Source organism: Sporolactobacillus putidus (genome assembly GCF_014647035.1).
GTDB lineage: Bacteria > Bacillota > Bacilli > Bacillales > Sporolactobacillaceae > Sporolactobacillus > Sporolactobacillus putidus.
In genome coordinates this window covers 51,775-65,016 of the sequence record NZ_BMOK01000010.1, presented here as the reverse complement: position 1 = coordinate 65,016, position 13,242 = coordinate 51,775, and the positions used below count along the sequence as shown (strand labels likewise).

Annotated in this window: 11 protein-coding genes; 9 read left to right on the top strand and 2 right to left on the bottom strand. The window is 48.2% G+C overall.

The window, feature by feature from the left end:
• Positions 1-117: 117 nt before the first annotated feature.
• On the top strand, positions 118-1,356 hold the full coding sequence (locus tag IEX81_RS11825; RefSeq protein WP_188803571.1) for a glycosyltransferase: 1,239 nt from the start codon (positions 118-120) through the stop codon (positions 1,354-1,356).
• Between the two features lie 14 nt (positions 1,357-1,370).
• On the opposite strand, the gene IEX81_RS11820 is transcribed toward IEX81_RS11825, so the two are convergent.
• Both IEX81_RS11820 and IEX81_RS11815 read right to left on the bottom strand, forming a co-directional pair.
• Positions 1,371-2,564: a glycosyltransferase family 4 protein gene (locus IEX81_RS11820; protein ID WP_188803569.1), complete on the bottom strand. Its 1,194-nt coding sequence runs from the start codon at positions 2,562-2,564 to the stop codon at positions 1,371-1,373.
• Between the two features lie 86 nt (positions 2,565-2,650).
• A complete protein-coding gene (locus tag IEX81_RS11815) occupies positions 2,651-4,069 on the bottom strand; it encodes a lipopolysaccharide biosynthesis protein (RefSeq protein ID WP_188803567.1) in 1,419 nt (472 codons plus the stop codon).
• A 333-nt stretch (positions 4,070-4,402) separates the two neighbouring features.
• Here IEX81_RS11815 and IEX81_RS11810 point away from each other — a divergent pair, with 333 nt between their 5' ends.
• The 8 genes from IEX81_RS11810 (at position 4,403) to IEX81_RS11775 (ending at position 13,242) form a co-directional block, all read left to right on the top strand.
• Positions 4,403-5,020, top strand: a complete 618-nt coding sequence (locus tag IEX81_RS11810) for a sugar transferase (RefSeq protein ID WP_373292375.1) — start codon at positions 4,403-4,405, stop codon at positions 5,018-5,020.
• Between the two features lie 192 nt (positions 5,021-5,212).
• Positions 5,213-6,148, top strand: a complete 936-nt coding sequence (locus tag IEX81_RS11805) for an NAD-dependent epimerase/dehydratase family protein (RefSeq protein WP_188803563.1) — start codon at positions 5,213-5,215, stop codon at positions 6,146-6,148.
• A 177-nt stretch (positions 6,149-6,325) separates the two neighbouring features.
• Positions 6,326-7,816, top strand: coding sequence for a teichuronic acid biosynthesis protein TuaE (gene tuaE / locus IEX81_RS11800; protein WP_188803561.1), 1,491 nt, complete (start codon positions 6,326-6,328; stop codon positions 7,814-7,816).
• Complete coding sequence (locus IEX81_RS11795; protein WP_188803559.1) at positions 7,813-8,493, top strand: hydrolase; 681 nt, start codon at positions 7,813-7,815, stop codon at positions 8,491-8,493. Before tuaE ends, IEX81_RS11795 begins: the two co-directional genes overlap by 4 nt.
• A 15-nt stretch (positions 8,494-8,508) precedes the next feature.
• Complete coding sequence (gene tuaG / locus IEX81_RS11790; RefSeq protein ID WP_188803558.1) at positions 8,509-9,267, top strand: teichuronic acid biosynthesis protein TuaG; 759 nt, start codon at positions 8,509-8,511, stop codon at positions 9,265-9,267.
• A 119-nt stretch (positions 9,268-9,386) separates the two neighbouring features.
• On the top strand, positions 9,387-10,568 hold the full coding sequence (tuaH, locus tag IEX81_RS11785; RefSeq protein WP_229727591.1) for a teichuronic acid biosynthesis protein TuaH: 1,182 nt from the start codon (positions 9,387-9,389) through the stop codon (positions 10,566-10,568).
• 385 nt (positions 10,569-10,953) lie between these two features.
• Positions 10,954-11,772, top strand: coding sequence for an adenosylmethionine decarboxylase (speD, locus tag IEX81_RS11780; protein ID WP_229727590.1), 819 nt, complete (start codon positions 10,954-10,956; stop codon positions 11,770-11,772).
• 15 nt (positions 11,773-11,787) lie between these two features.
• Positions 11,788-13,242 (top strand): aminotransferase class I/II-fold pyridoxal phosphate-dependent enzyme, encoded by a 1,455-nt coding sequence (locus IEX81_RS11775; RefSeq protein WP_188803551.1) that lies wholly within the window; start codon positions 11,788-11,790, stop codon positions 13,240-13,242.

The following is a 13,242-nucleotide window of genomic DNA, read 5'->3' as shown; positions in this document are numbered from 1 at the left end:
TAGAGAGGCGCAATTATCATAACTGCTGTTATTGGCAACTATAAATCACAGTGCACCCCGGAAAAGAACGAACGTTTTTTCAAGAGACCAAGGCTGGATGAACTGAGGAAGTGTGCCATGAATATTTTATTTTTTGTCGGGGAATTTCCCAAACTTTCCCAAACTTTTATCCTTAATCAGATTACAGGTTTGATTGACGCGGGACATGATGTGAAGATTCTTGCAAAAAAGGGGGAGACCGGCGGCAGGTTGCATGACGATGTCACTCGTTATCGCCTGATGGATCGGGTGGTATACTATGGCATGGGCGGGAGCGACCGCAGACTGAACAAAGGGATCGATTTCCTGATCGGCCTGTGTGTTCATACGGCCGCCCGCTTCTTCCGAAAAAATTATATTGGTGGCAGAGCTTCTTTCCGTGATCTGATTCGTTATCCCAACCTGATTCTCCTGATTCGAACACTGAATCGGATTAATTTGTCGGACAGGGAAATCATATTGGCGCATTTCGGACCGAACGGGATTCTGGCACAGAAATGCATCGCGCTCGGACTGCTCAAGGGAAAACTGTTTGCCGCCTTTCACGGTTACGATATGCTGCGGTTCGTGAAGCAGAAAGGAAAGAACGCTTACGGGGAGCTGTTCCGTTCGGATTGCACCTTGCTGCCGATCAGCCGTTTCTGGGCTGAAAGGTGCATCGAACTTGGAGCAAGACCGGAAAGGATCCTGGTTCATCACATGGGGATTGATGTTAAAAAATTCGAATATTCCCCCATTCGGCCCGCCGAACAACTCAGCATTATATCAGCAGCGCGTTTTGTTGAAAAAAAAGGGCTTGAGTACGGGATTCAGGCGGTTGGCAGTCTGATCAGGCAGGGATTTCCGGTCCGTTACTCGATTATCGGCGGCGGACCTCTTGAAGATAGGCTGCGCCGGATCATTGCTGAACAGCAATTATCAGATCATGTTCATCTTTTGGGGTGGAAAACGCAGGATGAACTGATCCGTGTTATGAAAGGGGCACAGATCGTTCTTGTGCCGAGTGTGACGGCTGGTGACGGTGACATGGAAGGAATCCCGGTCCAGCTGATGGAAGCGATGGCGATGGGGAAGATTGTCGTGTCAACCCGCCATAGCGGAATACCGGAGCTGATTCACGACCGGATCAATGGTTTTCTCGTTGAAGAAAAAGATGCAGCGGGCCTTGCAAAGACGGTCAGAGAGATCCTGTCGTCGCCGGAAAAGCAGATCGAAGCAGCGGAACATGCGCGGCTGACGGTGGTCGGTCAGTTCAATATTGAACGGCTGAACGCCCGTTTGATCCGTATCTTTGAGAAGCAGCTTTCCGGAATTTGATCTTAGAATACGAGTCAGGGTGTTTCCAGTTTCTCGATCAGATCGGACAAGTAACTTTCCGAGTTATACGATGCCACTGCCTTTTTTCGGGCATTTAACCCCAGTTTCTCTCTCAGCTCCGGATCTGCGGCTAACATGACGAGAGCATCCGACAGATGATCGATCAGCCGGGAACCATTCCCGATCAGGAGACCGCAGCCGTCCCCCAGCAGCTCGGGAATAGCCCCTGAATCCGTTGAAATCACAGGCTTAGCCATCGCCATGGATTCAACAACAGTAAGACCGAACGGTTCCCGCCAGACGGACGGCAGTGCGATCAGATCCGCTCCGGCGAGATACCCGGGCAGTTCCCCGTGATTCACATAGCCGATGACTTGAACGCAATCCGGCGGCAGCCTGCGCATTGCGTCCTCTATTTTCTTCATATAATCTTCTTTGTCACTCTCACCGATCAGGATCAGGCGAAGTGACGAATCTTTTTTCAGCGCTTTTTCATACGCTAGGATGAGCTCCAGAACGCCCTTTTGTTTCCTGATTCTGCCAAAATACAGGATGATCTTAGTATCCGGTGCAAGGTGGAATTTTTTTCTCAGAATATTTTCCTGAAGGGATTCCTGATTTACCCTGAACATCCGGACATCGATCCGGTTGCAGAGCATGGCAGCTTTCTTTTGATCCCGTTCGGATGCGGCGGCCTCTTTCACCCGTTTATTGATATAGCCGCTGACCGCCAGAACCTTGTCGCTGCTGCGGATCACGCTTTTTGCGTAATAGTTTTCTTTGCTGAGAAAATCATTGTGCAGATGAAGCGCGATACGGGCGTTTTCACCCAGATGCTTTCTTAATACCCGGATATACAGTGGCCTGTTTTCGACAATAATCCAGTCGTAGTTATGTTTCTTTAATTCTTTAACAGCGCGGTTAAGATAGACATTCAGATAGAGATGGAGACGGCATTTATGAAAAATCCGGTTCAGCAAATTAAAGGATGAATTAAAAGCTGAACGGCTGTTGATGAAATGAAAGCTCGTGTTTTTAAACCGGCTGCTCCTCCGGGCGGCTGCATCGTCGGCTATAGAATAGACATCCAGATCGGCCAGCCTGAGGACCTCGTTGTTTTCTAAAAGCAAATCGACCAGCGTTTCTACGGCTCCGCCGTGAACCGCAGGAACCGGTTTCTTTTCTGTACATAGAATGGCTGCTTTCATCTTTGATCCTCGCTTGGCAAATAAATTTCCGTGCAGTCCGCTCGCCGGTGGCCGAGTGGAAGTGGGTATTTTCCGGCGGCCTGACATCAGGACTTTTCCAGTTCTAGGGCGCTTCGTTCCCTGAAAAGGATCCATATTTGTTTCATTGTTGTGTACTGAATGCCTATAATGACGACCAGCAAGGCGATATTAACGACAAACATTCCTCTGATGCGGAGGAGGTTCAGAAAAGCGCCGGCGATCAGGATAAGGAAGACGGCATGGTGCTTCAAGACAGGGAACCTCATTCCATTCGCTCCCGAGAAGACGGTTCGCGCCACGAAAAAGAAGACGTAGGAAATGGACGTGGCCATTGCGGCTCCGGTTGCTCCGAATTTTGGAACGAGAAGGACATTGATAAGGATATTAGGAACGAGGGCGATGAGGCCGACCCATATGCTTAAATAACTTTTTTTCGAAAAGACGATGCCCAGGCATGTCGTTTCGCTGACCGTATAGATAATCGGCTGCAGGCACAGGAAACCAATGATATAACGGGAGTCCGCATATCCTGGGGATAACAGCAGAACGATCAGATCTTTGAAAATTAAAATGCCGGCGGCAAGCACGGACATGCCAAGCAGAATCGAATCGCTGACGATTTTAAAATACCGGATGTTTTTTCCTTCAGCGTACCAGCGATAAGCCGTCGGCACCCAGAAACTTGTGAAACTGGTCTGGACAATGGACAAGGCGGCGGCAATTTTCAACGTGGCGGTAAAAATACCGATCTGATAAAAATTGCTCCATGTGCGCAAGGACAGCCGGTCCAGCGAATTCAGCAGGCTGGACAGCGAAGTGGCGACGACGATCGGCAGTCCGAACGCAATCATCCCTTTTAACAAGCCGGTATCCAGTGAAAAATGTTTCAGGTTAAAAAGGCTTCTGTATCGCAGCAGCAAATACATATCGCCGAGAATCTGGCCGAAAACGGCGGAGTAAACAACCGCCAGAAAGTCGCGCCTGATAAAAAAAACAAAAAACAAGGTCAGCACAAGAACGGCGAATTTGACAAAAATGTTGAGCAGAGAATACTCCAGCGCTTTTTCCTGCATCCGGATGGAAAGCAGGATAAACCGTTCGATCACCATAAAAATGATCATGACGCCGAATAAAACGGCCGGGATCAAGTCACCCGTACTGCCGAATAACAGCCTGGATACCTCAGCCGGCAGAGCGAGAGTCAGGAGCAGAGTGAAAAGCGCTAAAATCAGCGGCAGCAAGAGAGCATTCTGAAACAAGTTCAGCTTATTTTCGGCAGCATGGTATTCCCTTGTGTAAGCCTGATCGACTCCAAGAAATAAGAAGGTGGCGAAGATTATCTGGAAAAGCATGAACATGCTCGCTTTGCCGTATTCATCCGGACTGATAAAATATGTGGTCACAGGAATTGTAATAAATGAAAGAAAGGCGCCGACCAGAGGACCGACCGAAAACCCGATAAATTTTTGTATAAAAGCTCTCATCCTATTGAACAATAGAATTAAGTCTATTGCTTCCTTCCGTAAAATTCATTCTCAGTATGCCGGGACGATCCGGTTCTTATAACCAGGAGCGTTCAGGAATGCTGTAAAGCGATGTTCGATATCAGCACAAACATACCGCTTTAAAGTTTTCATATCAAGATATTCTCACTATTCTCAACAATTTTTACGTTATCTTCATTTAAACTTGATATCCGCAACACATAATATAACTATAATTCAAATGTAGGCTGGCATCCCAAATCATGAAGGGTTCGGCGAGGTGGTTTTGTTGTGAATGCTGAAAAAGAAATTAATCTTTACAGTGACTATTCAATTGACAGTTCTCTTCGGGTATCACTGCCAAGGCCAATCAAATCTTACCTCTATATAAAAAGAGGATTTGATCTCGTGACAGCAACGGTTGGATTAATTTTTGCAGCGCCCGTAATTTGTGTTTTTTCGGTTTTAATTATGCTTGAAACACCCGGATCTCCATTTTACGTTCAGCAAAGAGTGGGGAAGGACGGGAAATGTTTCAACCTTATCAAACTTCGTTCCATGCGAAAAGATGCGGAAAAAAATGGGGCACAATGGGCGGCGGAACACGACCCACGTGTGACAAGGGTGGGGGCCGTGATTCGGAGAACAAGAATTGACGAGTTGCCTCAGCTCCTGACCGTACTGAAAGGGGACATGTCCATCATCGGCCCGAGACCGGAAAGACCGGTGTTTACGGCGCAATTCAATCGCGAAATCCGTGGATTTGCGCGCCGCCTGGCGGTTAAACCGGGATTGACAGGGCTTGCGCAGGTAAATGGCGGCTACAATATCTCGCCGAGAGAAAAACTCCGTTATGATCTGAAATACATTCACAATATGTCACCCGCTCTTGAATTCAGAATCCTATTAAAAACGATCAAAGTCCTGATTACGGGCGAAGGTGCCCGTTAAAAAATACGCGCCGAAGTATGGAACGAATAGAAAATGGACATGTATGTATGAGAGGCCGCCCAGAGGCATAATTTCCGTCAGGCTGCGCGTGCAGGTAATCGGCACGGGTATCATTTTTTTCATGTGATGCGTGCAAGGGTAGGCTCCTTCCGCGACTGAAGAAAAAACATCAAGGACTTAGGAGGGTTTCTCATGAAAAGAGTGGTTGTGACAGGGGGAGCTGGATTTATTGGATCGCATGTTGTCGAGGAACTGCTCCGCCATGATTACAAAGTTGCGGTTATCGACAACTTTTCTACGGGCCACCGCAAAAATATTGCCGGCTTGCCTGTCGATGTATATGACTTCGATGTGACGGACCCCCATGTGGGGGATTTGATTCTCTCTCTTCATCCGGACTCGATCATACATCTCGCGGCCCAGATCAGTGTCGCACAATCCGTGCGCGATCCTCTGTTCGATGAACAAGTCAACGTAAGAGGCTCTCTTCATGTGATGCGTGCTGCTGTCCGGTCATCGGTCGGGAAAATCGTCTTTGCCTCCTCCGCGGCGGTCTATGGAAACCCGCTTTCGCTGCCGGTGACACCCGGACACCCGACCCACCCCGAGTCTCCTTATGGCTTGACGAAACTGACTGTTGAGCACTACCTGAAGACATTCTATAAGTTATTCGGACTGCCTTACACCATACTGCGATTCAGCAACGTCTACGGTCCAAGACAGGATGCCAAAGGGGAAGGCGGAGTCGTGTCGATTTTCTCAGATCGCCTGAGCCGGGATATGCCTCCTTTTATTTTTGGCGACGGAAAGCAGACGAGGGACTTTATTTTTGTCAGGGACATTGCGTCGGCTGTCGTGAAAGGTCTCCAGACTGAAAAAAATATATGTGTCAATGTCTCTTCCGGTGCATCGGTCACAATTAATCAATTGTTCCGAATGCTGAGGAGCATTTCTGATTCAAACATGAACGCGATTTACAGAGAGGCGCGTCCCGGTGATATTCGGGAAAGTACGCTTTCGAACAACGAGGCGAAAAAACTTCTTGGCTGGGAACCTGTGACCGATCTTTTCACAGGGTTGCAGGAAACGCTTCATTTCTCAAACCGTGCGGCCAAACTCATCAAATAAATGAAAAATAGCAACCGCACGACTCTGAAAACGATCGGACGTTTAAAAATAGCTTTGCCGAATCTTCCGATGCTTGCGGATTGTTTTTTCACGCGGTGCCTTAAGGGCGTTATCCGGAACGCTCACTGCGCTTATTTATTCATCTTAAAAACGTAATGAAACAGGGAGCAAAACTGAATGGACAGCAACCGTGCAGTGAAACAGGTAACAGGTATACTGGCTATCCTGTTAGCGGGCATTATTTTCATTGGTTCGCTTGGATCAGAACCAATGCAGCTCTTCTTTTTCTTTATATGGATTTGGGCCTTTATCATTTCAAGTCTCTATCTCAAATCATCCGTCGGAAACGAACAATTGCTTCAAAGTGTCATGTACTTGCTGCTGATCACGACATTCTTTAATCAGTCGTTTTTGAGTATCCATTTCGGTTTCTTTTCATTGTTTGTGTATCGGCTCTTGCTTCTTGTGGCACTGGTTGTTTTTTTAACTTACGTAGTGAAGCACAGTGGCTTGTCTGCCGACTGGAAGCAAATCCGGGTAAAGGGGATTCTGCTCTTTCTGCTTTTCTGGATGGCTTATGGAGGGGCTTCATTAATTTGGTCAAAATCTGTTCTTGACGGAATCAAGTATCTCTTTCTTATGGGCGTCGGTATGACGTTTGTCTTCCTTGCGGTTTTTACGTTCACACGAATCAGCAGGCTGCTCGTCTTTTATACCATTTGGATGGTCATGACAGCGGGTCTTCTTGCCCTCGGACTGATCAATTATTTCGGCCATATTCAGATGCCAACATCGACGCTCTATGGAGCCCCTTTCTATAAAACTGCTTATCCAACCGCCGTGTTTACCAATCAGAACGACTTCGCTACTTTTTTAAGTATTTCTTTCTTCTTTTATCTGTCCGCGGCCAGAAACAGCCTGAACTCAATGCGGCAGACTGCTGCGCTGCTGCTCGCGGGACTTTCGCTTTTCATTATTGTGGTCACGCAATCAAGGGCGGGTATCATCGGGCTTGCGGTCGGCGGAGCCTTTTATCTGTTTCTCCTTCTTCCTTCATGGGCGAAGAAAGCCGCTGCCGTCACAGGCTCGGCGGCGATCCTGATTGGCCTGATCGTTTTTTCAAAAAGTCTGATCGCGAAGTCGGCCGGGCTGTTTTTTAGTACGGCGAGTTATTCAGTCAATGAAACGCTGTCGTCAAACGTGATCAGAAGCAATTTGCTCAAAGATACGTTTTACTATGTAGCGGATACTTTTGGAATGGGCGTGGGTGCGGGCAACCTGCCCTATTATCTTGAATATGAACCGATTTATAATACGAGTCATATCTATCAGGTGCACAACTGGTTGGCGGAAATCCTGGGCAACTTCGGGCTGATCATTGCCCTGGGGTATGTCACCATGTATGCTTGTCTGTTTGTCAGCCTGTACAGAGCCAGTCGGCTTTACGTCGACCGGACGTACAAAATGCTGATTGAAGGCTGTCTGACTGCGATGGCCTCCTTTGTTATCTCGAACATCAGTCCAAGTTCCGTCAGCAACCTTTACTTTCACTGGGTGTTTCTCGGACTGCTTATTTCTACTGTTTCCGTACTGAAAAATGAGCCGCTTGGCGGAATGACCGAAATGGGAACAAAAAAAATCATTGACCATGAAGGAGCTTATTTATGACAAGCGTTCACCGGCTGGCAGAAAAAATCAAGAAATTTATATGGATCATCGTTGCCATTCCGCTGATTTTCGGCGTGGCCGGATGGTTCATTCCGATTGGAAAAACAGCTGTGCCCTACACGGCGACAGCGACAATGTCTTTAGGAAGTTATTCAGACCCGGATTTTAATGATCCGAACCGGGTGATGATTATGCTTGGCAACGCTCCTTTTTTTCAGAAACAGCTGCCCGCTTTATGGAAAAACCGCCAAAACGAATTACTCGGCCAGCTCAAGGTAAGCATGGTGAAAAATCAGCTGATTCAGCTTTCATTTATCGGGAAGTCAAAAGATGAAGCAATCAGCACCGTCAATCAAATTGCCAGTGCGTTTCTGTCGGCCGATCGTGAGCAGTACCAGAAAAGGGAGACGCTGATCAATCAGTCCATCAGCGCGCTTCTAAACGGCAAAATCAACGAAAGTACCGCGGTCGACCGTCAGCGTCTCCTGTATAACCTGCAAACAGCGAAACTTGACCTCAAACCCGCTCAATTATTAGAACCCGCGGGTGCAGCCCCCGGCCCGGGCGGCAAGGTTTTTTCCTCAAAGCAGAGGGCCGTGCTCGGAGTGATGCTGGGCGTGACGATTGTCTTTTTATGGCTCGCTTTTCCCGAGTTTGTCCGTGAAAGACCGGAATAAAAGGAGGTCATTACGGTGCTGAACCATCCACTTGTTTCGGTTATCACACCTGCTTATAATGCGGAACAAACCATCGACGCAACGATTGCTTCGGTGATCGGGCAAACCTTTCGCGATTGGGAAATGATTATTGTCGATGACTGCTCGTCGGACCGTACGCGTGCCCGACTGATGAATCTAACGGCGTCCGATCCGCGTATCCGCACCCTGTTTCTTGAAAAAAACAGCGGCGCGGCCGCCGCGCGCAATAAGGCTCTTGATCTGGCAAAGGGTAGGTATGTCGCGTTTCTTGACAGCGATGACTGCTGGAAAAAGGAAAAGCTGGAAAAACAGCTGAAGTTCATGAACGACCGCCACTACGCTTTTACTTTTACCGGCTATGAGTACATCAGCCGCGAGGGCGAACCGTTACAGAAACGCGTTCCGGCGCCCCAGCGTGTAACATATTCCGATATGCTGAAGAATACAATTGTCGGCTGCCTGACGGTGATGATCGACAGACAGCAAGTCGGCGACTTTCATATGCCGGATCTGCGCGCGCGGCAGGATCTGGCGACATGGCTGGCACTGTTAAAAGAAGGCAGGGCAGCTTACGGGCTGAATGAAACGCTGGCGGAATACCGCGTCGGCGGGCCGGAGTCCATTTCACGCGACAAATGGAAAGCCGCCCGAAAAACATGGTTCGTTTACCGCCGGATGGAAAAGCTGCCATTATGGCGGTCCTGCTGGTATTTCTGCAACTATGCGGCTAATGCCGTGATCAAACGGTTTTAATAGAAGATATTCGAAAAGTCCGGGAAAGGTAAAAAGGATCTTCTGCTAAAAAGATATTTCTCTAAAGTGGAAATTCGACTTAAAAAAGGAACTTCGAGAATACGAGGGTGAAAGCATCAGTGAAGAATATACATATCATCGTTGCGACCGGGGTGTGGGAGCAGGATAGGCTGCGCTACAGGCGGCATCGCCTTGCGGAATTTCTGCAAAATGAATCGGACACGCAGGAAGTGATCTGGCTGTGCCCTGCGCCGCGCCGTGTTGATCCGCCGCGGTCAAGACTGGCGAATGGAATCAGTCAATGGACGGTTCAGGACTTGTTCCCTCATAGAGCTTTTCGCTTTGGGCGCTATGTGGATATATTCCATCGGCGCAGACTTCGGCCGCTTCTATCCTACATCCGTGCGCGGGCCGCACACCACAGATTTTATCTATGGTTCACTTTTCCCGGATTTCCGCTGCTTGGCGATCTTTTTCCATGGACTCGGGTCATTTACGATTGCAGCGATCTATGGGCTTCGCCAATCAGCGGCAGACCGTCGGCCGCGGCTCACTTCAGACAGTACGTCATTGCGAAAGCGGAGCAGCGGATCATCGACCGGGCCGGAATTATTTTCTGCACGTCCGATTATTTGCATGATCAGGTCGTGAAAAAGCTGGGCGCTGAGAAAACAAAGCGTGTGTTCACGTTTGAGAATGGCGTCGAGTTCGATAGGTTTTCCGGGAGAACTCAGGCCGCGGACGTGCTCCCGGAAAATTTCGGGGGTACGGTGCTCGGATATATCGGAGGAATTAAGCCAAAACTGGATTTCAACCTGATTGAGCAGGTGGCCGAGAAAAAAAGCGGCTGGCTTTTTCTGTTTGTCGGGCCGGATGGAACCGGGCGAAATCGTGAATTTCAGCAGCTTCTTATGAAAAAAAATGTATTGTGGACCGGGAGCGTCTCCCCGGAGGATATATCCCAATATATGAACCTTGTGGATGTCGGTATCATGCCATACAAACTTTCGCCTTATAACGAGGCGGTATTTCCGCTGAAACTGTTCGAATTTCTTGCTGCCGGCAAACCGGCGGTCGGTGTACACCTCCCGTCTACGAAGAAGTACGCCGAAGAAGGGGTTTATGCGTATCTGGACAACAGCGATCCCGGGTCGTTTATCCGAGCCTGCGAACAAATGGCCGGTTCGAAAAATCAGGAGGCTGCCATAAACAGGCGTCTTGCTCTTGCTAAATCCAGAAACTGGCATGACATTTTTCAGCACATGACCGATCTGGTGATAAACCATGAGAAATCCAAATAATGGAAATTTTTTGAAATACCGGATGACTCAACGTGTCTTATAAAGAAAACGTGCATAGTATATAAGGGTCCATTTTATTGGAAATGGGCCCTTACATTATGCGAGCGCTCCATAAGAGATGGCGAAGATTGTTTTTTCATTGTACGGACGGATCAGAAAGCCGGCGGGATTGCTTTTTGATTACGAATTATTAACTTGACTTACGGTTTGTTCTGTATATAATATAAATTGAATTTTTGTAGTAAACCTATGAAAATCAGCAGAAATCGAAGAATCCGTTGACTATTTCATTTCTAATTGGAAATTACTCATAAATTTACTGTTTTTCCCCTGAATTTTGTAAACATTTTGCTTCATCGGACCCTGATAAACAGGAAAGGCTGTGATGATAGGGTTGGAAAACAAGCTGAAATTGTACGGCTTCAACAACCTCACCAAGTCGCTCAGCTTTAACATCTATGATGTGTGCTACGCGAAAAGTGAACGTGAGCAGCGCGATTATATTTCTTACATTGACGAGCAGTACAATTCAGAAAGGCTGACCCTCATCCTGTGCCATGTGACCGAAATGATCGGTGCGCATGTATTAAATATCAGCAAGCAGGATTATGATCCTCAGGGCGCGAGCGTCACCATTCTGATTGCCGAGCAGGAATTTCCGGCGGACCAGATCGACGAGTCATGTAATCTGGGCCGGATCGGTAATTCCAGAGGACGCGACACCGTGATTGGTCACCTGGACAAGAGCCATGTCACTGTGCACACTTACCCGGAATTTCATCCGGACAATGCCATTGCCACATTCCGGGTGGATATCGACGTGGCGACGTGCGGCGAGATCACCCCTCTGAATACGCTGAACTATCTGATCGGCAGCTTTGATTCCGATATTATCACAGCCGATTATCGCGTGCGCGGATTTACACGCGATGTGAACGGGAAAAAGTTGTTTATGGATCACCATATGACGTCGATTCAGGATTATATTGATGACGCGACCTTGCAGAAATACGACGCGCTCGACATCAACGTTTACCAGGCCAATTTATTTCATACGAAAATGCTGATAAAAGAAATTGATCTTCAAAACTATTTATTTAACAGAGACGTGCTTGAAATTCCGCCAAGAGAACGGCTTAAAATCAGTAACAGTCTCCGCAGAGAAATGATTGAGATTTACAGCGGTGCCAACATCTTTGATTAGTGGAGAAGGTAGATAATGAAGGAACTTTCACAGGAAAGAGCGCCCGTCCTTGAGGCGCTGAACCGTTATAAATCAATGCGGGTGGTCCCTTTTGATGTACCTGGACACAAACGGGGCAAGGGAAACAGAGAGCTTACCGATTTTTTGGGCGAGCGCTGCCTGACGGTGGATGTGAATTCGATGAAACCGCTGGATAATCTGTGCCATCCGGTTTCGGTCATTAAGGAAGCGGAAGAACTCGCGGCAGAAGCCTTTGGCGCACGACACGCTTTTTTCATGGTGAACGGGACAACCTCTGCCGTTCAAAGCATGGTGATGAGTGCCTGTAAAAGAGGAGACAAAATAATCATGCCCCGAAACGTGCATCGCAGTGCCATAAACGCGCTGATTCTCAGCGGGGCATCGCCTGTCTACGTTAATCCGGGTGTTCATACGGATCTGGGCATCTCACTCGGCATGTCACTCGGGGATGTAAAGCAGGCGATCATTGAAAATCCGGACGCGAAGGCCATCCTGATCAATAATCCAACGTATTATGGTATCTGTTCCAATCTCAAGGCGATCACAGAGCTCGTGCACAAGCATCACATGCTGGTGCTGGTTGACGAAGCACACGGCACACATTTCTATTTCGGAAGAAACCTCCCTCCATCGGCCATGTCGGTTGGAGCGGATATGGCGGCCGTCAGCATGCACAAATCGGGCGGCTCGCTGACGCAGAGTTCTCTCCTTTTAATTAACAACGACGTCAGTGAAGGCTATGTCAGGCAAATTATTAACCTGACTCAGACAACGAGCGGCTCCTATCTGCTGATTTCATCACTGGATATTTCGCGCAGAAATCTGGCCCTCAGGGGTGATGAGATTTTTCAAGGGGTCGCCGATATGGCGGCATACGCCAGGGAGGAAGTCAATCACATTGGCGGTTATTACGCTTTCTCGCGGGAACTGGTTAATGGAAACACGATCTGCGATTTCGATGTAACCAAACTTTCGATTCATACGCTGGACATCGGGCTTGCCGGGATTGAAGTCTATGATCTGCTCCGCGACGAGTACGATATTCAGATTGAATTCGGCGATATCGGCAACATTCTCGCGTATCTTTCGATTGGCGACCGGAAACTGGATCTGGAACGTCTGGTTTCCGCCCTCTCGGAAATCAAAAGGCGATACGCTAAGGACAAAACAGGAATGCTCAGCCAGGAATACATTAAACCGCAAATCATCCTCGCTCCGGCAGAAGCGTTTTACGCTGAAAGCGAATCTTTGCCGCTTGAACAAAGTGTGGGCAGGGTTTGCAGTGAATTTGTGATGTGCTATCCGCCAGGAATTCCGATCCTTGCTCCAGGGGAGAAAATCACCGCGGAAATTCTCGAATATATTCAATACGCTAAGGCAAAAGGGTCTTTTCTGACCGGGACACAGGACAGCCTGGTCAACCAGATCCGGACGATAAAGGAGCGATGA

Bases quoted from the DNA above. Each gene is read 5' to 3' on its own strand.
- IEX81_RS11815 (WP_188803567.1), bottom strand. From the start codon at position 4,069: ATGAGAGCTTTTATACAAAAATTTATCGGGTTTTCGGTCGGTCCTCTG.
- IEX81_RS11805 (WP_188803563.1), top strand. From the start codon at position 5,213: ATGAAAAGAGTGGTTGTGACAGGGGGAGCTGGATTTATTGGATCGCAT.
- IEX81_RS11795 (WP_188803559.1), top strand. From the start codon at position 7,813: ATGACAAGCGTTCACCGGCTGGCAGAAAAAATCAAGAAATTTATATGG.
- speD (WP_229727590.1), top strand. From the start codon at position 10,954: ATGATAGGGTTGGAAAACAAGCTGAAATTGTACGGCTTCAACAACCTC.
- tuaE (WP_188803561.1), top strand. From the start codon at position 6,326: ATGGACAGCAACCGTGCAGTGAAACAGGTAACAGGTATACTGGCTATC.
- IEX81_RS11820 (WP_188803569.1), bottom strand. From the start codon at position 2,564: ATGAAAGCAGCCATTCTATGTACAGAAAAGAAACCGGTTCCTGCGGTT.
- IEX81_RS11775 (WP_188803551.1), top strand. From the start codon at position 11,788: ATGAAGGAACTTTCACAGGAAAGAGCGCCCGTCCTTGAGGCGCTGAAC.
- IEX81_RS11825 (WP_188803571.1), top strand. From the start codon at position 118: ATGAATATTTTATTTTTTGTCGGGGAATTTCCCAAACTTTCCCAAACT.